Source organism: Sphingobacterium sp. UBA7038, assembly GCF_002494055.1.
In the GTDB taxonomy this organism is placed as follows: Bacteria; Bacteroidota; Bacteroidia; order Sphingobacteriales; family Sphingobacteriaceae; genus Sphingobacterium; species Sphingobacterium multivorum.
Map to the genome: position 1 here is coordinate 353,253 of NZ_DLAV01000011.1, position 20,349 is coordinate 373,601.

The 20,349-nt window shown below is 38.9% G+C and carries 27 protein-coding genes; 1 reads left to right on the top strand and 26 read right to left on the bottom strand.

All coding sequences use genetic code 11. The features are described from left to right. Positions 1 to 8: 8 nt before the first annotated feature. The 23 genes from traN to B3H30_RS06100 form a co-directional block, all read right to left on the bottom strand. Complete coding sequence (gene traN / locus B3H30_RS05990) at positions 9 to 854, bottom strand: conjugative transposon protein TraN (protein WP_088162652.1); 846 nt, start codon at positions 852 to 854, stop codon at positions 9 to 11. Positions 855 to 873: 19 nt separating this feature from the next. Next, positions 874 to 2,037 carry a conjugative transposon protein TraM gene (locus B3H30_RS05995; RefSeq protein ID WP_286833644.1) on the bottom strand — a complete coding sequence of 388 codons (1,164 nt, stop codon included), beginning with the start codon at positions 2,035 to 2,037 and terminating at the stop codon, positions 874 to 876. A 59-nt stretch (positions 2,038 to 2,096) separates the two neighbouring features. Further along, positions 2,097 to 2,321, bottom strand: a complete 225-nt coding sequence (locus tag B3H30_RS06000; protein ID WP_286833647.1) for a hypothetical protein — start codon at positions 2,319 to 2,321, stop codon at positions 2,097 to 2,099. 184 nt (positions 2,322 to 2,505) lie between these two features. Further along, positions 2,506 to 3,120, bottom strand: coding sequence for a conjugative transposon protein TraK (traK, locus tag B3H30_RS06005; protein ID WP_088162655.1), 615 nt, complete (start codon positions 3,118 to 3,120; stop codon positions 2,506 to 2,508). 15 nt (positions 3,121 to 3,135) lie between these two features. Further along, the gene (locus B3H30_RS06010; RefSeq protein WP_286732621.1) at positions 3,136 to 4,254 is read right to left on the bottom strand and encodes a plasmid transfer protein; all 1,119 of its coding nucleotides are present in this window, start codon (positions 4,252 to 4,254) and stop codon (positions 3,136 to 3,138) included. Positions 4,255 to 4,268: 14 nt separating this feature from the next. Continuing rightward, a complete protein-coding gene (locus tag B3H30_RS06015; RefSeq protein WP_286833651.1) occupies positions 4,269 to 5,048 on the bottom strand; it encodes a hypothetical protein in 780 nt (259 codons plus the stop codon). A 3-nt stretch (positions 5,049 to 5,051) separates the two neighbouring features. After that, a complete protein-coding gene (locus B3H30_RS06020) occupies positions 5,052 to 5,723 on the bottom strand; it encodes a hypothetical protein (RefSeq protein WP_286833654.1) in 672 nt (223 codons plus the stop codon). Beyond that, positions 5,720 to 6,376 (bottom strand): hypothetical protein, encoded by a 657-nt coding sequence (locus B3H30_RS06025; protein ID WP_286833656.1) that lies wholly within the window; start codon positions 6,374 to 6,376, stop codon positions 5,720 to 5,722. The genes B3H30_RS06020 and B3H30_RS06025 overlap by 4 nt, the downstream gene beginning before the upstream one ends. A gap of 4 nt (positions 6,377 to 6,380) precedes the next feature. Further along, entirely contained in the window at positions 6,381 to 7,043 is a 663-nt protein-coding gene (locus B3H30_RS06030) for a hypothetical protein (protein ID WP_286833658.1), read from the bottom strand. Beyond that, positions 7,036 to 9,522: a TraG family conjugative transposon ATPase gene (locus B3H30_RS06035; RefSeq protein WP_286833661.1), complete on the bottom strand. Its 2,487-nt coding sequence runs from the start codon at positions 9,520 to 9,522 to the stop codon at positions 7,036 to 7,038. The genes B3H30_RS06030 and B3H30_RS06035 overlap by 8 nt, the downstream gene beginning before the upstream one ends. Then, complete coding sequence (locus B3H30_RS06040) at positions 9,506 to 9,805, bottom strand: DUF4133 domain-containing protein (protein ID WP_088162661.1); 300 nt, start codon at positions 9,803 to 9,805, stop codon at positions 9,506 to 9,508. The genes B3H30_RS06035 and B3H30_RS06040 overlap by 17 nt, the downstream gene beginning before the upstream one ends. After that, on the bottom strand, positions 9,802 to 10,107 hold the full coding sequence (locus tag B3H30_RS06045; protein WP_088162662.1) for a DUF4134 domain-containing protein: 306 nt from the start codon (positions 10,105 to 10,107) through the stop codon (positions 9,802 to 9,804). The genes B3H30_RS06040 and B3H30_RS06045 overlap by 4 nt, the downstream gene beginning before the upstream one ends. Positions 10,108 to 10,152: 45 nt before the next feature. Then, positions 10,153 to 10,461 carry a DUF4134 family protein gene (locus B3H30_RS06050; protein ID WP_286833666.1) on the bottom strand — a complete coding sequence of 103 codons (309 nt, stop codon included), beginning with the start codon at positions 10,459 to 10,461 and terminating at the stop codon, positions 10,153 to 10,155. A 6-nt stretch (positions 10,462 to 10,467) separates the two neighbouring features. Beyond that, complete coding sequence (locus B3H30_RS06055; protein ID WP_286833669.1) at positions 10,468 to 10,788, bottom strand: hypothetical protein; 321 nt, start codon at positions 10,786 to 10,788, stop codon at positions 10,468 to 10,470. After that, complete coding sequence (locus B3H30_RS06060; protein WP_157698563.1) at positions 10,785 to 11,114, bottom strand: hypothetical protein; 330 nt, start codon at positions 11,112 to 11,114, stop codon at positions 10,785 to 10,787. Before B3H30_RS06060 ends, B3H30_RS06055 begins: the two co-directional genes overlap by 4 nt. A gap of 5 nt (positions 11,115 to 11,119) precedes the next feature. Then, positions 11,120 to 11,746, bottom strand: a complete 627-nt coding sequence (locus B3H30_RS06065; protein ID WP_088162666.1) for a ParA family protein — start codon at positions 11,744 to 11,746, stop codon at positions 11,120 to 11,122. Between the two features lie 30 nt (positions 11,747 to 11,776). Further along, positions 11,777 to 12,949 (bottom strand): relaxase/mobilization nuclease domain-containing protein, encoded by a 1,173-nt coding sequence (locus B3H30_RS06070; RefSeq protein ID WP_286833673.1) that lies wholly within the window; start codon positions 12,947 to 12,949, stop codon positions 11,777 to 11,779. Continuing rightward, the gene (locus B3H30_RS06075; protein ID WP_088162668.1) at positions 12,946 to 13,356 is read right to left on the bottom strand and encodes a plasmid mobilization protein; all 411 of its coding nucleotides are present in this window, start codon (positions 13,354 to 13,356) and stop codon (positions 12,946 to 12,948) included. The genes B3H30_RS06070 and B3H30_RS06075 overlap by 4 nt, the downstream gene beginning before the upstream one ends. A gap of 12 nt (positions 13,357 to 13,368) precedes the next feature. Next, a complete protein-coding gene (locus B3H30_RS06080; RefSeq protein WP_286833676.1) occupies positions 13,369 to 13,500 on the bottom strand; it encodes a hypothetical protein in 132 nt (43 codons plus the stop codon). A 615-nt stretch (positions 13,501 to 14,115) separates the two neighbouring features. Further along, positions 14,116 to 15,051: a toprim domain-containing protein gene (locus B3H30_RS06085; RefSeq protein ID WP_286833678.1), complete on the bottom strand. Its 936-nt coding sequence runs from the start codon at positions 15,049 to 15,051 to the stop codon at positions 14,116 to 14,118. 13 nt (positions 15,052 to 15,064) lie between these two features. Continuing rightward, on the bottom strand, positions 15,065 to 15,928 hold the full coding sequence (locus tag B3H30_RS06090) for a hypothetical protein (RefSeq protein ID WP_286833679.1): 864 nt from the start codon (positions 15,926 to 15,928) through the stop codon (positions 15,065 to 15,067). 14 nt (positions 15,929 to 15,942) lie between these two features. Beyond that, a complete protein-coding gene (locus tag B3H30_RS06095; protein ID WP_286833681.1) occupies positions 15,943 to 16,218 on the bottom strand; it encodes a hypothetical protein in 276 nt (91 codons plus the stop codon). 248 nt (positions 16,219 to 16,466) lie between these two features. Further along, entirely contained in the window at positions 16,467 to 16,739 is a 273-nt protein-coding gene (locus B3H30_RS06100) for a hypothetical protein (protein WP_286833682.1), read from the bottom strand. A 284-nt stretch (positions 16,740 to 17,023) separates the two neighbouring features. Between B3H30_RS06100 and B3H30_RS06105 the strand changes: the two genes are divergently transcribed. Continuing rightward, positions 17,024 to 17,242 carry a hypothetical protein gene (locus B3H30_RS06105; RefSeq protein WP_286833683.1) on the top strand — a complete coding sequence of 73 codons (219 nt, stop codon included), beginning with the start codon at positions 17,024 to 17,026 and terminating at the stop codon, positions 17,240 to 17,242. On the opposite strand, the gene B3H30_RS06110 is transcribed toward B3H30_RS06105, so the two are convergent. Genes B3H30_RS06110 through B3H30_RS06120 form a run of 3 tightly spaced genes read right to left on the bottom strand, consistent with a single transcriptional unit; the run spans position 17,237 to position 20,345 of the window. Then, entirely contained in the window at positions 17,237 to 18,424 is a 1,188-nt protein-coding gene (locus B3H30_RS06110) for a hypothetical protein (RefSeq protein ID WP_286833686.1), read from the bottom strand. The two genes, B3H30_RS06105 and B3H30_RS06110, sit on opposite strands and share 6 nt — an antisense overlap. A gap of 42 nt (positions 18,425 to 18,466) precedes the next feature. Next, complete coding sequence (locus tag B3H30_RS06115) at positions 18,467 to 19,312, bottom strand: LytR/AlgR family response regulator transcription factor (protein WP_112375689.1); 846 nt, start codon at positions 19,310 to 19,312, stop codon at positions 18,467 to 18,469. Further along, complete coding sequence (locus tag B3H30_RS06120; protein ID WP_286833687.1) at positions 19,275 to 20,345, bottom strand: hypothetical protein; 1,071 nt, start codon at positions 20,343 to 20,345, stop codon at positions 19,275 to 19,277. Before B3H30_RS06120 ends, B3H30_RS06115 begins: the two co-directional genes overlap by 38 nt. Between the last annotated feature and the right edge of the window lie 4 nt (positions 20,346 to 20,349).

Below are 20,349 nucleotides of genomic sequence, written 5' to 3' on the forward strand. Positions count from 1 at the left end.
TTTATTGATTATAGAGAATCTGCATTCAGGATATCCTGGTATTTGATTTTCAGGTCAATTGCCCTGCCCGACAACTGTTTTTCAGTGAGACTTACCCGCAATATTTTACTGCCCGGAAATGTTACTTTTTTAAGTACATATATATTTCGGTTCTTTTTCTTCAAAAGATCGAATGGTTGAAATTGCCAGATTGGCTCTATCTCAACAGACTGAACATTTGTCGCCTTGGTGATTCTTTTGTCTTCCACAAAAAAACGTAGCTGATCTGGCCTAAATGAAAGGTTCGTTTTATTGACAAATGAAAGATCCAGAAAAATGAAATCACCGATCGTTCTGATACCATTCAGATAGATCCCTATTCCAAACTTCTCTTCCTTCCTCTTTGGGCGGTTACCGGATTGAGTTATAAGAGTATAGGACAACGATCTCATCTGGCTCCTGCTTAGGTTGTTTTCCGAAGGCTCAAGCGGGACAGTAGATAAAGGATTTATTTCATAAAGAACGGGCGACTGTGCTTCAATATCCTGACCAGTTTTCAAGGCCCGGAACTGTGTCATGAAATTTTCTCCGACCACTGTAATGCTGCCGAGTTCTGTCCCTGAATCATCTAGATTCATGCTGTCTGGAACAATCTTGAGCCGGAGCAAATTATCTATAGGCAAATCTGCCACTACTCTTTTGGAAGATATATCCACATATTTGATCGGTTCCGGTGAAAGGATGTGAACTGTATTTCCCTTGGAAATCCTGATAGATTTAAGGTCGCTAAGTAAATGGTCTCCACCTGACTGTGCCATTGTCGGGGTTGCGGCGAGCAGAAATATCGCCGATAAAAACAGAAATAGATTTCTCATAATTGAAAATGATGAATGATTATTTGTATTGTTTTTGATTTTCACGAAGTGCTTGTGGGTCTATCAGATAGACCAGCGTATTATATTTGATTTTCGCCCTGTTTTTTCTGATATACCTGGAAACTGCTGTAGTAGTCGACTGAAACATCCTTTGAATCACGCCCATAATGACCTGGTTCTGGTTTTCTCCCCCCTGTATTGAAATTCCCTGAGAAGAATTTGCGCCAAGCTCTTTGCTGAATTCCCTGAAAGCGGATGCGGGCACATAAAGGCCCTGGAGACCATCATTATCATACAGATCAAGTTTTACGGGCAGGATCTTACCTCCCTGCATAATTGAAGTAATGCTCAAAAGGACACGTTGGCCGGTAAATCCACTTATTTTTGCGTATAAATAGGTGCCTTTGTGGATCAGATTGCTTCCTACCAATAAATCATCCATGAGCCTGATCCGCAACCTGGAATCCACATATCCGGTGATATTTTCATCAATCATGGCCTGAATAAAAGAATCGTTCGGATTGTCTCTTACCGTATTGAAAACGGACTGTGTATCGTCGGCCTTTCTGACTTTCAGCAATGGCATTTCCGCTTCTGCTTTTTTCGCCATTTCAATCCGCTGTCTCTCCGCTCTAGCTGCTCTTTCTTCCGGATCATTCACCTTTGCTAGACTATCGGCAAATTCCATCTGCCGGCGGAACAGGAGCATCGGATCTTCTTCTTTCCTTTTTGGTTCTTTTCTGGATTCTGGATTGGATTTAGGGACAAGGGAACCCAGTACACGATCAAGGTCTTCATTTCCATGCACAGCCTTTGGTGCATCAACTGAAATTAGTGATTCCTGTTTTAGCTTATCCCTAATGGAATCTAACTTGCGTTTTTCCTTATCATTGTACATTTCATCAAAACGGAATCCATCTACTTTGTCTTCCTGCAATTGATTCACCGCGGTATAGCCGTCCCCTCGACGGTACATTTCCCGGTAAGCATTAAGCTTATCGGTTAAAGCTTTATTTTTCACCTCTGGGGAGACTTCCGAAATATGTTCTTTTAGCTGAGGCCCATTATCTTTTACAGCACTCTCTTTTGAAAATGTGGATTGGTAAACGTAAAAGAAAATACAGATAAAAGGCAGGGCGATAATCGGTATGATATATTTGGGCCTTTTTAGGTCTAATTTCATAATATAAATTGATTTAGAATTGAGAAATACTAAGCGGGTTTAGGAAATAAAATGCTGGATCAATCTTTGGATATCGAATCCTTCGCATTATGGTTTTCCAGCGACAAAAGACTATCCTTTATCTGGATAAGGATCATACTATCCTGTTTATCCAGGTTTTCCTTTTTTGAAAGCCCTTCTAGGACAGCCTGAAGTTCAAGTACTTCTTTTAGATCGGAGATTGAACCAAATATATTTCCTACTCCATCCGCGATAGGCGCCGATAGTTTCGGATTTTTCACCATTTTTACTTCCTTTTGCCTTGGCAACATAAAAAAACAGCAGATTGAAATCAGGATACATGACACCATGAACATGAAAACCTGTTTGGGATATGTGCTCAATTTTGACCTTACACATCTTCTAAGATGGACTGTATACCTGGAAAATTCATTGCCGATCTCTTTCCAGACACTACTTTCGGATTTATTAGAGGTTATTTTTCTGAACATAACTGAGGTCTTTATTTTCCAATGTTTTCCATCTTGTTATCAGAACAGCATGCGCGTTGTTGTCTGTCCTTATTTTAAGATCCCTTAAATATCCTTCTGTAATGAGGCTACGAACGACGGTTGAGCTCCGTCGGTCTATGGTCTGTTTACCATAAAAGCGAAAATAGTTTCCTTCAAGGTGGATTGAATCCGTCTGGACCGTAAGTACCGCACTGGAAGACAAGATGGAATTAAAAAATCCTTTCTCACGGAGGTTATTGTATTGTAAAGCACCTGATTCATCAATCAGATACATCGCCCGCTTCATCTGGTATTCGATAAACTTCTCGTCCGGTGTCAGCGTAAAAAAAAGACTATGGAATAAATTTATATGCGTTCGGTACTCGGCTGAACGGTTCATTTCAACACTGGTCTGCTGCGCGGCCAATGGCACATTATTTATATCCAGTACATATACTGACTTTCTCGCACTTTCCACCTGTTTAAAGGCAAAGAAAGAAACTATGGACACCAGCAGTAAGGCCGTTATAAAACTCCCGACAGCAATAAGGGTTGCCAGACGAATCTTTGATTCTATATTTTTAATAATCATAGACTTTGTTTAAGGTTAGAATTTAGCGATAACTCTCCGAGCTGTTCTTGCCATACCGGATGCTCCACGGCCCATTGTACCTGCGGCAGACGTAATTCCAGAAGTGGAGACGATCCAAGTACTGATACTTGGAACCGTGAGCATGGTAAGCCCGCCGATCAGGAAGGTTACTATGACGATCCCAAATGACATTATTCCATTTCCGGCAAGCCAGCCAAGTTTTTCGAGCCTATCGCCGGAAGTCGATAATAACTCCTGATAACGGGTGATTTCGGCTTCCAAGGCATACTGCTGAAAAAGACTAGCTATATGCATTACCAGATAAGCAATCCCAGAGTAGAGATTGACCGACACGAACCGCGCGATCCAGGTTCCGAAGGAATCCCTGAAAGCGGGAAGAATACTTACCGCGACGGAGAATGGGCCTAAAATGATCAGAATGGTCGAATAGAGTATCTGGATCATGAATATGATATAAACACAGATCCGAAGTACCCAGACTGCCAAGGTTTCCAGTGTATAGGTCATCCATAGCTGCAAATTGATCTGCATCCTGTTTCTTAGCTCCACGACATTGTTCCAGACGGAAGTAAACCCATCTTTCACGGTTGAGGTGACCGCATCCCACGCTTTTCCGTACCAGGTATCCGCCTCATTTTTTGCAACTTCGGTTTCCGCCTGGATCTGGGTCAGGGAATTGGCTATGTCATACATGAGTTTTGCACGTTGTAGCCGAAGGCTATTGACTTCGGTCTGTCCGCTATCAAAGAGGCTTTCCGTTTTGGCAGCGACAATATCCGTAGGATAAGCGATCACCCTTGTGAAAGCTCCCCACCAGATAATGACCATAACCAGTCCAAATGGCCTGAGCAGGGGCATAATCTCCATTTTTTTATCGCCGGACATCATTTCATAGCTCTTAATGGCAAAAAATATGAGCATAAAAATTGCAGCTAGCGCCTGTGCGTCCGTAATAAAAGTATCGTAATGGGTCCATATCGTATCTTTCATCCCTTTCAGGAAGTGCATTACCCCTTCCTCGTATACCCCATTTCCCTGCAGGAAAGTGAAAGTATCCTTAAATGAATCAGGCACCCCCACTGGAGATGCCTGTAAAAAAAATGTGTATGTCATAAAAAATTAATTTATCATCTGCTCTTATTTAGGATTTTGTCCGCAATTTCAATATCAGATTTTCCAGTATGTGGGAACGGCATGACCGGATCTATCTCCTTAATGGAAGACAGGTCACTTGATAGGGATAGAAATTTCAGGGCATTGCTTTTCTTGGATTCCCACCCCGATTCAAGAACCCTATATTCCGACAATAGGCGATGATAGCCCATAATCCTGCTGCCCCTTTCAAGATCTGTTGTTTTAAGGATTTCCAGACGTTCTATGAGGCCCGATTTTTCACTGGTATACCATTCATAAGTACCTTTATTTATCAGATATTCTTTTACCTCTGAACTGAGCCCTTGAAGGATTAGGGATTCATCCTTTTCTAGGGGGGCGAACTCATGTTTATAGTATAGCATCCATAGTGGATCTGCGGAACTCAAAAGCCCTGAATAGTGGGTGAGTTCCCTTATAGCTATATTTCGGAGGGTATCGGACTGCTTTTTATAGGAATCATTGGTCTGCTGCATGGCAATCACCAGCCCCATCCGCATGGTCTGCGGCCCGGAACCTGAGAGGGGACGCCTGTCCAGCTTGGGATAATTGGGATGAAGGCCCCATGTGAGCCAATACTGATAATTCAGTCCAAGAAAGCCAGAGGTCGGGGTAAATTTCTTTCGGTCCCATTGTTTATGTACCATACGCTCCTGCTGATTGATAATATGTTTATCGGTTTGGCGCTTGATCCGCTGGCCAATGACAGGTTTAGATCCAAGCAGTATAATAACGACAGTTAATATTCTCCACATAATTCAATGCTTTACAGCTTCATAATTCCTTAATATCTCGTTTGCTTTTTGGATGTCCTTATTGACAAAATTTTTAAAAGGATTCACCGTTTTTAATAATCCATTTATTTTTGCCCAATAAACCGAACGTTCCATACTGAAAAGAAGCCCGCGCATCACCTTTAGTTCGATGATGATCTTCCGCAAAAGAAAATCCCGTTTTTCATAATCCATTAAGACATTCTTGCCTTCCTTGAGAACAAAATCAGAAACTTTCGTAGCAAGATTTATCCCCCTTTCTTTTAGTTGCCTAGCTGTTCCTTCCGCTACTAAAAACAGCCAGGGTTCTTCTTTTGAAATCTCGATAAGGCTATTGGACTGTTTAATAATTTCAGCGATCAAAGAAGAAACCTGTAACACGGATTTACCGGACTTCAAAGCATTGTTTACCTCCGATAGGGACCTATGGATCACCTGCTGAACGATTACCAAGGAAGACAGATTGAGATTGATGTCTTCAACATTTTGATTGATCTGCTTTAGCATACTGTTATGCGCCGATTCGGAAGCCAGCCTGACCGCACCGTTTTCATTTACGATTGCCAGATGTTTGGTATCTGAAATTATTGTCACATAACTTTGCCCATACAAAAAATCAAAACAGAAAATAATCAGTGTTATGAGATAATACTTCATGGTTTCTTTTCTAATTGTCTTAATATATTTTCTACAATTCTTCTGTCGGTGTTTATATAATCGCTAAAGGGATTTAGACCATCCAGTATTTTCATCTTTGTGGAGTAATAAAGGGCAGATGCCAGTGCCCTGGATACTCCTTCTATCTGTCGAAGTTCAGTCAGTATATGCGCATAAAGCAAACGGCGATCACTGGCTTTCATCTGGTTGAGTTCCCCAATTGTCAAAAACAGGCCGGTAATATATCTTCCCAATTGAACTGACCTATCTACGATTTCCTTTTCGCTATTTAAGGCCAGTGGAATAAATTCTGGATGGTCAGATGCGATACTTATTATTCTGTCCTGATGGGCAATAATCCGTTCAATGATCGGTCTGGATTCAATTCCCATACTCAGTCCCTGTAATGCCGTATGCAGGATACTGAACCTGTTCTGGATCTCCCGATACCGCTTTTTGAGCTTTGTCGTGCCTGAAGTATTTACCTGCTCATTTGCCGTGTTTACGCCCTGACGGTCACGTGCCCCTTTCTGCCGTTCAAACTCATCCTTGCTGTGATCTACCAGCTGGTGCAAAAGCTGTACATTCAGCTGGCAACTTGCAGTTTTGGATAAGCAAAGAATACAGAAACAAAAGATAATTCTCCATTTCATTGCATTATTTCTTTACAAGTCTAGAATTTCTGATAACATCATCCGCGATCTGTTTATCTATATTGATAAACCTTGCATAGGGATTTAAGGAATTGAGAATTCCTCGTTGTTTTGCCCAATACATATTGCGGTGCATTCCATAAGCTACACCTCTGAGAATGGTCATTTCCGTCTGTATCCGGTTGAGTAATTTTGCCCGTTCACCGGAATCCATCAGATTATCCTTCCCATCTTTGAGTACAAAAGCCCCTACCTCCGTGGCAAGGTTTGTCGCCCTGTTCTTAAATTCCCTTGCACCGGATTCGGCAAAAAGTAAAAGCACAGGATTCCCCTTTGCAAGTACCATTGCTTTTTCGACATCCTCAATAATATCGACGGTAATTCCAGCAATCTCTTTTATGCTCAGCAGCGATCTGACCACAGAAGAGACCTCGGAGAGTCCTTTATAAATTTTATCCTGTAGATCATTGACGATCTGCAACTGCCCGGTAACAGCAAGCTGACCCCGCTGGATCAGTGTCAGGTTATCGTTGACATGATCCAATTGCCTATTCATCACCGAGGCATGCGCTCCCGTTGCCGCTGCTACTGCCGGATCGGTATATATCTGTGCTTTCACCGACAAGCTTGGCAATAAGATCAGCAAAATCATAATTAGTCTATTCATTGGCCATAAGATTTAAAGTTTGAATTCCCTTTCTGTTAACTTCCCCAACAAAATTGTTCAGGGCTTTGCCAGAATATTCCAGATCTTTGACGAATGCGGTAAGGCCATCTTTGTAATTTCCAAAATGGTCCGCATAGATTTTTACGGCACTTTTTTCTGGTTTTTCGGTGGTAAATGCGAGATACTGAAATAAGGATACTTCCACGCCATATACTTCGCCCACCGTCCCCCTTCGGATGTAGACTTCCTTAAAACGGGACCTGTCTTCTTTATTCTGTAATTTATTTATGGTAAAGATCTTGCGTCTTTCTACATCGGTAATGGATAGCAGTTTTGCTATTTCATCATAATTTGACTGAAATTTAGACTGGTCAAGTAAACATATTGTATCCGAATTTGCCAGAATGCTGTCCTTGACTATTGGATTGCCCAAAATATCGCCTAGTTCTTGCGTAACGACCACGATTTCACCATAAAATTTTCTTACCGTTTTATACAGGTAAACTATGTAACCAGCCATTAAGGGGCTTGCAATGGCCTTCCATGCTTCTTCGATTACCAAGGCTTTACGCTGGAAAGTCCGGTGTCTCATTTTCTGTAGGAATAGATCCATAATGACCAGCGTAACAATAGGAAAAAGAGTCTTGTTCTCTTTCAGATTGTCGATTTCGAACACCACAAACCTCTCTTCAAATAGAGAGGAATCAGCGCTTTTGTTGAGAACGGTACCAAATTCCTGTCCAGTAAAGAATTTCTTCAATACATACCTGTATTCATCCAGATCAAACTTTAAGGATTCTTCGTCCATTATATCCCTGATCCTGTCAACAGAATACACATAAAAAGAGTCGAAATTTAATTCGTCAGGACGCCCAGGGTTTTGCGGACCGGGATCGAGGTAAAAATATTCATAATAATATGAGGATATAACGTTTGATAAAAGCGTATCCTCTACCTGCGACAGTTTTCCGTCAGCTCCCTTCCAGAGCAGCGCTACCAAGGTTTTTAAAAAATCCTTTTTCTCTAGGTTAAACTCTTCCTGAGTCAGGGCAAAAGGATTCATGGATATTGGGTTTTCCTCAGTATAGGTCAGGTAAGTTCCGCCTAGAAAAGTACAGAGCCCCTGATAGGAATCGCCGGTATCGACGATGACAATATCCATGTTATACCTATAATACTGTTCCAGAAGCGCATTCATGAAGAAAGATTTTCCTGTACCGCTAGGCCCCAGCGCAAATTTCGAACGGTTCGAAATACGGTTGGTACTCAGGTCAGCAGGATCAAATGCCAAAGGTATCCCCTGCCGGTCTGTAAACCGGATCAGAAAATCCGTTTTTTCATCGCAGGGCAGTGACTCCTTAAAGAAATAACAGAGTGACGCATCGGCAGGTGTCAAAAACCAGTCATAAACCTGTAGTTCTACGGCATTGCCGGGTAATGAAGAGCTGAATAATTCGAACTGGTTGTAAGCATTTCTGCTGGGAATAATCCCCTGCTGAAATAGGGAGGATTCAATAAAATTCGATGCTCTTTCCAGCAGGTCGGAATCGCAGCCGACCAAAATAGAAAAATGTGCATTTACGAGCAACTGATTATCTTTTGCAACATCGGCCAATAAATTATCAATATCTTCAACATAGAGCTGATTGGCCGGATCGGGCATATTTGAATGTCTTTTCCTTTTAAGTTCCAATTTATTCATCGTAAACTGCTGAGCAGGAATTTCAATCACCTGATTATAGATCATGACCTTATAATCCTGCACCTTGTGCAGAAAAAATAAATTGTCAACGGGAAAATTCATAAAGCCGTTTGTTTCATTCCGTATTGCATACGCACTGATAGTGTCCGGCAGTTCAACAATATCCGTATCTATAAGACTAATGCATCTGATGGATTTCTTCCCCAGATTTATCTGATTGTCATGGCACTGATAATTATCCAATACTGAATCCGTCCCTTCAAAATCAAATGAAAGTATCCTATAAAAAAGTCGATTGATCTCAGCTTTTCCTAGAACCCTTGGATGAAGCCCCGCAGCATTCAATACCTCCATTACTTTACCAAGATCTCTTATAAACTTATAAAGCATCTTCTCATCGTAAGTATAGAATGCACCTTTCTTGACCTGTTTGGTAAAGGTGATGTAGCTTCTGATTTCGGTAAATTCCCGACCGTTAAAATGTTCCTGATATTTTTGTTCCAAAAACACTTCCGATTTAACTGGCCTATAATTTTTACGGATAAATACATCCTGTTTTTGGATTATATGTCCTTCTCCCAAAAGTTTGACCACACTGGAGAGTGCATGGTGATAGGCAGAATACTTGGTTTCATCGGCATCATATTGGATGACCGGATTGGTAATACCAAGGATAATTGAATAGTCTCCCTTATCCCCAAAGAGGATCGGGAAGCCCATAAATTCATCAATGCCCGCAAAAGGTAGATTAAAGGCATGCTTACTTTGCTTTTTCATTTCTGAACAGTGTTTTGGAAGGATGGATAATAATCCCGTTGTGACGGGTTTTGTCGAATAGCCCCTTTTTCTGCTTACTGATCGTATACACCATTCCCAGGGTCATGAATACGAGGATGCCCAAGCAGCCAAGTATCATGTTGGTAAATGCGCCAATAAGACCTCCGCAGAGCATGCCGCCCATGATGGATATGACGGCGTAATAGATAAATTTCCCTTTAAAACCTCGGTAAATAAGGGGCTTTTGGAGCCCCTTATAAAATTGATAGTTTTTCTGTATCATACGCCAAAAAATGCCTTGATGACCACACTGACCAGAATGAGAAATAGACAGGAACCACCCCACGACATCAGTTCTTTCGAGATATCCTGGTCTCCGCTGTTCCATTTGATATAGACCCTGATTCCTCCTATCAATCCGACGACAGCCCCGATACTCAGTATTAATGTCGATATGGGATCGACATAGGTATTTAACGACGATGTGGCGGCGTCAATACCAACTGTTCCTCCTTGGGCGAAGGAACGTTCCGCAAAAAGGCAGATTGCGGACAAAACAAGTAACTTGCTTGCTTTTACTTTCATAAGAAATAGGAATTAAAAAAGTGAATGGAAAAAAAGATTGGCGTTTTAGCTGATTCCATAGAGTGCTTTTAGAGATGCACTCAATAGGGAAAGAAACAGACAGGAAAAGAACCAGGCCATGACCTGCGCATCAATATGATGGTCTTTTCCGCTCTGCCAGTTGTAGAAGATCCGAATCCCTCCTATCAGGCCACAGATAGCCCCAAGGACCAGGGCGAAGTCGGAAAAATTAAAATACCAGCCCCTGATCTCGGAGCTGACCTGCCTGAATTCGGACAGGCCGGGCTGGGCGATAAGGTTGTGGACAAAAAAAAAGGCGGAAATTGCCGTCCATATCGTTTTCTTTTTGTTCATTATTGATTAATAAGCAATTGCCTTTGTGAATTCGATCAGGTCATTTTGTGCAATGGAGAACAATTCTTTTATGGATACTCCACCTGAACTTTCTATTGGGCCACTTGTGATCGCACCGTCATTTTCGAAATTGTCATTCGGAATTCCTTCATCTGGCAGCTCCACCTTCGTAGAAGAATGAATTTCGGGAAATGAGATTTCACCATTTCTGACGTTTTTTGGTTCATTACCCGGCTTATTATTGCGATAAAAATCATACATGAGGTTCAGTCCATAGTATCCAAGATAAAGCGTAGAGAGATAGAGTGTAAATTGAATCCAGTTCATAGTTCGAGATTTTTTAGGGTTTCTTTGATATGATTTGAAATTTGGGGATGTTTTTGGAGGAAGTATTGAAGGGAATAGGAAATGATCTTGTTCATGTCAATTCCTTGGGTAACCTTGAGCTGTTTGAGAAGAAATATGGTTTTATCGTCGAGCCTGATCAGTAACTTTTCTTTTCCGATCAGCCTGTGGGCACGTATTTCCTCGACGATAGGATCTAATGCGTTTTTTGGGACAGGTTTCTTTTTAGGGACTGTTTTGCCTGTCCCTTCATTATTATCTTTCCGAATGGTTTCCCTCAGTTCATCTGCTAGTGTTTTAATATTCATTGGCATCAATCACTTTTAAGAAAATGGTCATATATATGGGAAAGCACCGGATAAGATACTGGACGGATCATCTCGGGGGTATGTACTGTTGAGACCCTTTGAAAATCTATCCTGTCCGAAATCTCCGAAAGGACTGTTCCAAAATTCTGCAGGACCTTCTGAACCTGATCCTTGGTTTCGTATTTTACATTTGTCTTGACCCTGTTGGGGATAAAAAGAACCTTTGCCCGTCTGTTCAGCTTTTTGACAACCATTGAAAAGAGCACTGTTGAATCAACTGAAAATTCGTCATACGCAAATGGGCATAGAATAAGATCGGCGGAAGTAAAGACCGGAAGAAGTCCGTCATCATCCATTTTCCCAGGAAGGTCAATTAAAATAATGTCCTTTGGAGATTTTAGCAGTCTCTTCTTCATTAATGGGAAATCTTCAAGTGCAGCGGGAACAATTTCATAAAAAGGATCATTTTCCAGTATTTTAGCTTTTTGCGATTTTGCAAAGAGTGACTGTTGATAATCCATATCAAGAATGGTCAGGGTCTGACGTTTCTCTATTGCCAAAAAATTGGCGAGCAGTAGTACAAGCGTACTTTTACCGCAGCCTCCTTTCTGGTTTCCAATAAGTACAAGCATAATGTTCGAGTTTGGTCAATAATGTTTTTGCTAACGTGTATTGGTACGGGATTTTCTTTTACGTCTTCGATTTCTACCATGAATGGCCTCATCATCAATGTCATCCCGAATGTCGATCTGGAAATCAGGTAACATAAAACTGTCATTTTCCGGTATGCCATTTAGGACAATTGAATTTTCAACGCTAAATGATTTATTAGCCGGCGAGGTAAAACAATCTCCTTCGGAATCTTCCGACCTGACAGGTTTTAGCGTTTTATCACTATTATTTGCAGAGATAAATTCTGAAAGTGGCATCAAGTCACCACCTTTATAAATGCTCTTGCCCGCATGGTCAATTATCGTATAACCATAAGGAGGTTTTCCGGGTTTTCCATGAAAAAGGAACTGAATGCCGAATTTTGATTTAAACAGTTCTGCCAGATCAGACCTGTAACCAACTGCAATAGTACTTTCCCCACCGGGATTTTCCTGATACAAAGTTCTCACTGTCGGATCATGATCTAATTTATAGCGGTGAAAAATTGCACGGATCTGAGATAATCTATCAAGGTCTTTCTGAAACAACCCAATTTTATTGTCAATGACATCAAGGGATACTTCACCAAGATTTTTACCAAATTTGGAAATCTGGTACTTTCCAGCGTCAAGCGTAATACTGTAGCCCCGATTTTCCAAAATCATCATAAACTGTGCCCGCGTGGAAAAGCAGTATTTGAGAGCCTTTTGTATGGATTTCGAAGCTTCTATTTTTTCGTCGTTTCCCATCACCCGGTTAAGGACTTCATAGGAACGAAGTTTCTCATAGCTATCGCTGATTTTTTTCCCGTCCCTGCCGACACGTGTTGAGACGATGTGTATATGATTATTTTTAGTATCCTTGTGAAATATCAGCAAATAGGGCTGTTTTTCATATCCCATTCCTTTTAACCACTTCTCCGCAATTTCTGTTAATTCTTCTTTACTATGGCTACGGCCTTTACATGAAATAGCGACATGAAATTGTGGGTTCTTTATTTTTTTGCTCGCACTGGTCTGTAGTTCCAAATAGTTGATATAATCAGATGGACGCAAGTTGGACATGGCTCCAAGCGCACCGAAATTAGTTGCTTTTACCAGTTCACCTTTATCCTGCTGGATCTTGTCCGTATTATAGCGGACACCGCCAAAATTTTTAGCGGAGGATAATATTTTAACAATCATCGCTGCCCTTTGATTAAACGCATTAGATTTCTGAATTCCTGTTCAATCTGCCGCTGATATTTAATATAATCCGCTATGAGGGATGGGAATCGGGATAGCTCGCCGGGTTCCAGTTTACCCTGCAGCTTCAATATATTAATGTGCCGGGCGAGCTGGTTGATATTATTTCCAGATCTTCCCAGCTCCGATCCCAGCGTATCGAGCATCTGGAGTATGGTTTTAGAATCGACCAATGTCCTGGATGGATGAGATAAAACCCTATTCCTTACAATTTCTGACCGGTTTATACCAAGCGATTTTTCAAGGGCTAGGAACTGTGCCTTCTCGTTTTCCGTCAGGCGCAGTTCAAACCGGCATACCCTATTATTTTTTAGACTTTTAGTTCTGAAAGATTTGTTTCTTCCCATATATCGATTGTTTTAGGTACCACTGGCTAAACGGCTGGCATGAAAACCCTCCGGTGAGAATATCGAGTTTTCCCATCCCATCCAGGAAGCAGCCAGATCAAAGCCACCTATTCCCGTGAATAGGCTGCGGTGTTTTTTTAACATAGTTTTAGGATTAGATTTAGGAAAAATGCACCAGAACAAGGGGCAAAGATTTAGAAAGTAGAAAAATGGAGTTGCGACATTTTTCCTTCCCTGATACTTGTCAACCTAAAAGGCTGATAAGTTTCAGGGCAAGTTCGTTTTTGTTGGTACAAGATCAGCAAAGCGCAATCTGTACGTACAAAGACACAACTTGCCCAATACAAAACAAGAAAAGATGTAGCTGGCTTGTCGAAGGCGAAAGCCTTTCAGAGGATTAAGCGGATCAAATTTTAATTAGGGTTTTAGAAATATGATCGGAATAAGTGCCGAACTTGGCAGCCCCCTATTACTCGTGAAATTCCGTTATACTATAATCCGATTTCTGTCGTATACATAGATCCATTTATGAATAGCCAGATAAGGAAAAATCCAGCTATTTGTATATATCGCCATATACATATCGAGTAATAAATATAATCTATTCCAATATATCCATCTATTAATTTATCTAATGGAATAGATTATCCTATATTGATATGTCCACATAGTTATTTAAACTGAATACGGTATAGCTGTATAGATAGACATCTAGATAATTGGATAAATAGAAATCTGAATATTTATAAATACCGATAGTTATCTATTTTTATGGATATGTATATTCTTCAATGAGTCCATTAACATTTCGTTGTAATCCTTATAACCGGAATAAACATTTGCTCGGTCATTCGCGTAAGGGTAATAGTCTTTTATCGTTGAAGTACATTGTTTCCCAACTTCATCATTATCCAGATAAAGATCTATCTTATTGAATTCACACATACGCTCCATAGCACGTTTGACTAAAGAAACCGAGTTAAGTACGATAACCGTAGGTGAAAACTCAGTTTTAGCTAATCTCAGCCAGCTTAAATAATCAAAAAAACCTTCAAATACGGAAAGATGATCCACCTGGCCCTGTATAATTGAAATATCTTTATTTCCGATACAAGCTTTAAATCCCTTTGGACTAGAAATTTCCCAGTTGTCTTTTTCATTTTTCCACCCTATCGCATAAAATAACTTCGTAGGATCGGAATAGAGTTTATTATTGTAATAAACTTCCCATAAGAGTCCGTTGGCTACAGAATCTACTCCCCGTTCCTGCAGGTACCTGGTAAGAACATAATTTCTACCCAATTTCTGACTGTGTGAAAATTCCAGGATATTGTCTGCCCCCATATCGAAAACCTTATTGGATTCAAAAACTGGAATTTCGACCTTTTCAAATTTGTCAAAAGTATATTGGATCTTTTGTAAAACTTCAAAATAAGAATGTTTCGGCCAAAAAGCCATCGCAAGCTGGACAATCCCGCCACCATGAATTCCAGTATGATTGGCGCCACCATGATCCATCCATTTCCCTCCTTCGTCCCATACCGTTAGGGAGGGCGTGTTTTTACCGGTTTCCCGGAGCATACTATGGTAAAAAAACTCCCTGCCAGATTTTTTGACAGGGAAGTATCCCAACCGTCCGAGAAAATCCACAATGGACAACCCTTCGACACTTTTTCTGTCGATATAATTTGTCATTAAAAAGATTGATTTAAAGCGGAAGAAAAATACAATTAGGCAAGCTGCCTTGTACCTCTTTTTTCGTCTCTTTATAACCTTCCCGTTTCCCATCAAAATAAAATTTGACGTTATCATATTTGCTAGCCCTTTTAATGGCGGCAGAAACAAATTGAGAAGAGTTAAGTACTAAAATCGAAGAGTAAAGTGAATACAATTGATCTCTATGTTTTAGGTAGTCGGTAAACTCCTGAAAGATGGCAATATTTAGCTTAGAAGCTTCAAAAAATGTCATTCCCTTAGGTCCGATACACGACTTGAAATTTTTGGCGTATACTTCCCAACCTCCATTCTCATTCGGCCATCCCGCTGCACAAAAATCTCTGCGTTTACCTTTTTCGTCCTTAACATAATAATGAACTTCGACCAAATTTGAATCTGCAATTTCCCATAATCCGGCATCCTGAAGAAATGTGGACACTTCATTAGTCAAACCAAGCTTCCGTATACCTGCCACCTGGTAATAAGGCAATTTAATCGGCTTTCTTTTCCTCTTTTTCTTATCATTTATTGGGAACATGAAATGATATTCTTTGCTAGTTGAAAACGAATTTAATTTTTCTCGTACTTCATCGAGGTTGAGATTAGGCCAGTAATGTTTACCAAAATCAATAATACCTCCTCCCTTTCCTATTGATTTATCAAACCAAACATCTAATGTATGGTCTAACCTAAAACTGTTTGGTTTTAAATTATTTGAAGTAAAAATATTTGGGTAGAAACTCTCCTTCTCATTTGAAACAATTGGTTTAAATCCCAGATGGTTCAATAATGATTTGATGGAGATAAATTCTTCCTTTGAAGATGATTCATCAGATAGTATTCTATTTGTTGTCATAATATGTTTATATTTTAAAAGAAACTCATCGCGGATTTAGCCTTGTAGATGATTTCTATTTCAATTCTGTCTATTCGCCAGGCCGCTGAGTGATTTCCATCTTTTCGTGGAGTAATCAATCCCTGACTGATCCATTGTTCTACTTTCGTGCGTCCAAAACGCCGAAAAGCTTCTGATTTTTTCAGGTATGGTTTAATCGTCCCAACTTTTGCTAATGCTTTGAGAGCGCCAAGTTCCGAAGCATCAGATAGTAGTTTCTGTAATTGATAAGATGTAAGAGTAATATTCATTTAGGTAATGAATAGTGTAATAAAAATTGTTAATACATAAAGTATTTATCCAATCAAAATTTAGGTTTTAAATGGTCGGGACTACTCACGTCAATCTGTACAGATCGGGCCATTGCCTGCCTATGTGCTCTCGAGAGACTTTTTCCAAATGAAAAAACTCTCTCTTCACATAATTTCCTTTTTTATCAGGATAATGCTTCATCCCCAAATGTCAAAGAACAAGAATTCCTGCCTCACGGCAAGCTGGGTTATCTTTCTGCTACTTGCAGATAGGTAATGCGGTTGCTTGAATCAGAAATAGATTCCAATTCTTCTGGGTCAAATAAAATTTGGGAAGATTGATGCGATAAGGGGACTAGGATACCTTCAAGGATCCATCTATCAATGTTGCTACGGCCGTACTGCCTATAAGCTTGAGATTTGTTAATTGATTTAGGCATAGAGCCAGTAATTGATAATGCTCTAGATACACCTTCCTCTGTTGCTTGCCTCATTAAAAAAAACAGTTCCCTTGTTTTCATAATTCCCATGGGTTTATTGTCCCATTGGTTGCAAAGCAAGAAAAATGATGTAGGCATAACCAGTGAAAGGGGGTGAAAAGAACCCGTTCACCCCCTTTCAAAAAGAATGCTTGAGTGGCATTAAATGCATATTTTCATAAATTTCATTAATCAGATATTCATATGAAAAATATGAGAATGAGGAAATTTAATCAATAATGAATAGCGATATACATAGATTTTTTATATTTATGATGGATATCAATATTAGTTAGCAATGGCTAATTTTGCTTTAATTTAGAACTATGAATACGCCACAAATTGACCTATCTTCTCTAAATATTGAACAGGATTTTCTCGACCGATCAAATATTTTAGGTATGAATACCTTAGAAGATATCATGAATGTTAATCTAGCAGAATTACGAAAAGACAAGAACTTCAATTACATATGGTATTCTGATCTTCTTTTGCTATTGGAAAAAACAGGCCTATTGGATGAATTTGAAAAAAAGCGATTATGAATCTTTGTAATTGGAAGTATTATAATGCTCGTTCAACCAGTTAACCATACTGATTAACTGACTTTTCATTTTTTTCGCCGTTGCAAATTCTACATCTGTCGACTTTTTTTGTAGGCTTTCAGCAGAAATAAAACTAGCGTGAGGAGTCCTGAAATGTTTAGCATAATAACTAAAAGTCTTTCCGACATCTTCTCTAGGAATAATACCTTGCTCCATAAACAGTCGTATTATAAGCCCCATTTGTGGAACTGAAAGGTTTATCATAGCTTTCTCATTATCCTGCCACAACTTTGAATCTAATATTTCATTTCTCCTCAATTCCAGTCGCTCTTTCAGGCTTTCCTTTTTTTCTTTATAAAAATTCTTTAATTGTCGACGAATAGACTCATCCTCCATTGTAAGCTTCAAAAAACGCTTTTGAGGAATAATATTCAATCGTTCTTCCAAAGAGATCAGTACCTCCATCTGCGTATGTAGACTTATGTTTTCGGTTGCCTGAAGAAGGCAATTCTTAGCGCAGTAATTAAAAAACTTCGGTGAATTAAAATCATATTGGATAAGAATATTTTCAATTTTTTCTGTCTCAAGGTTCTCCAAATTTAAAAGTTCCTGTAAGATCAGCATTGCATATTTGAGTTCTCCTCTCTTTATTTCCTTCTTTTCTATTACATTTCGAAGTGTTCCTAAAACAAGTTTGGAAAGATCATGATTGATACATGAGCTATGTATTTTGGATTTCAATATTGCGAGGTCCTTTTTAAACAGATCCTTTCCTACAAAGGAAGAGTATTTAGTTAAGGGTAGCTCTCTAAGCAATTTTTCATTTAAGCGCTCACAGTCATTTAATAATGAATCTATAATTGACAGCATTTCGATATAAATCTTTCTTATATAACTATATCTTTCTATAGGGACATTCGTTTTGGTAATATTTTTTAGATTTCCATATATCTTATTTGCGGTTAAAATTAACTGTGAAAGGGCTATCTTTGCCTTTTTAGCGGAATCCCCAATTATTTCTGTAAAGCTGGAAAGAAAATAAACCATATTGGCTTTTAGAAACCCTAAAAACTCTGTCAAAGTTATACTTAAATGATTTGAAATTTGCGTTGTACAAAATACCTCTTCAATTTTGTACAACCATTTACTTGTGGACCAATTAGAATACACTGTCTTGTTCAAAACAACTCACTTAAAAAAAGTCTCAATCAATTATAAAATTTCTTAATCACTAACGTGATGATTTCTGGCTTTCAGTCGTATTTCCCCAGATTTATTTAGTATGCCCGTTATAATATTGTCTTCGATCCATTTATCAAAATATTTGTACTTACCTTTTTCCCCTCTATTAAGTTCAATTTCAGATAAATACACATGTGTTGATGTAATACCAGTTACTTGGTCAAGAGAGACAGCGAAACTGCGATGAATTTGCGCAAACTTTGATTTTGGTAATCGTGTAAGAATATCTCCAAAAGATTCATTAACCTCAATAAAGGTTTTGTCATCTAACCATATCCAACTCTGCTCATTTTTAGCTTCAATACAAAGTATATCGTCATATTCTAACCGCCGCCTTTCTTTTCCACGTCTGCCGTAAAAAAAACAATTATTTTTTTCATCAAGATCATTTAACCCTAATCCCATAAGTTTCGTTTTCACATTTTTAATAGCTTTCCAATAACGATCCCTTTCAAAAGGTTTTAAAAAGTAATCAGTTACTCCATAGAGGAACATTTTATCACCTACAGCCTCATTGGTACTGCATACTACAACCTGCATATTAGCAATTCCAGGATTACTCACCTTTAGATCCTCAAGCTGAGGTAAAATATCCAAGCCTCCGATTACAGGCATTTCTATATCTAAAAACAACACGTCAAGTTTGAGCGTTCTTAGTGCCAATAATGTTTCTTTTGGATTAGTCGATGAAAATACGCATTCAAAATTGACTGTAAGATCAACACATTCTTTCAGTTCTTCTACCATCTCAGGATCATCATCCAAAATTCCGACTCTTATTTTTTTACGTCTATTCTCCTGCTTTAACACCCTCTTTATCGTTTTCATAATTAAAATCTATCTTAATATTTAGATAATACATTCCCTCGTTTATTTTTTCCAACAAAGTAAAGGCCTTACCATATTCGAGACGTAGCAACGTTTGAAGTTGCTTCAATCCCGTGCCCCCTTCGCCATAAATCCATGCAGACTTTTCCGAAATTTTATTTTTACATTTAATTTCAAGTTTATCCTCAAAGGTTGACACTGAAATAATGGCTAGTATATTACTTTGGCTAAAATCTCCATGCTTTACCATATTTTTATATAAGCTCATCAACATCATCGGAATTATACGTCTGTTAATATTCTCAATATCTAATTGTAGTTTAATATTTTTTTCATCATATAAAACCATCAGCAACCTTAGATATTTTATTTCATCTTGCAAATTTCCCAAGATGTCATTCCGAAAATTCAACTGTCGCAAAGCATAACCTTCGATTTTAAGCAAAGAGTCTACATGTGTAAAGTTTGACGGATTCTTTCTAACCGATCGCGCAAAACTCTGTGTCAAATTACCCATGAAATGTGTAATCCAATTACGAAAGACCTTTACTTTTGTGGCTTCCCTAAAGTTTGAACGAACCAACCCTAAATAAATGAATATGCTAACCGTAACATTATATAAAATTTCCATGATCAATATTAATCCACCTTTTAGCGCAAAGGTTAAATAAAACGTTATGATATCTATAGCAAAATCTGCAAGCTTGAAAAATTGAGGATTTTTTAAAATCTTTCTACTGAGCTCTGTTGGGAACTCATATAATGCCAGATAAACACAAAAAGCAGTGACTAAAAAATAACTTAACAATTTACTTACTTGTAGAACTTCAATTTTTCTAAACAGTAACTGACGCAGCCACCCTCTGTTTAAATAACTGATTGACAACATTATAGGACACAAAACAAATAAAACATACGTATGCCCCCAACCATATTTGTAAATATTTACTGCGGAGATCCAAATGAAATAAATTGTCCAAAATGCGAAATGAACACGTCTTGATAATGGTTTAAGAAGACTTTGTTTTATCATTATA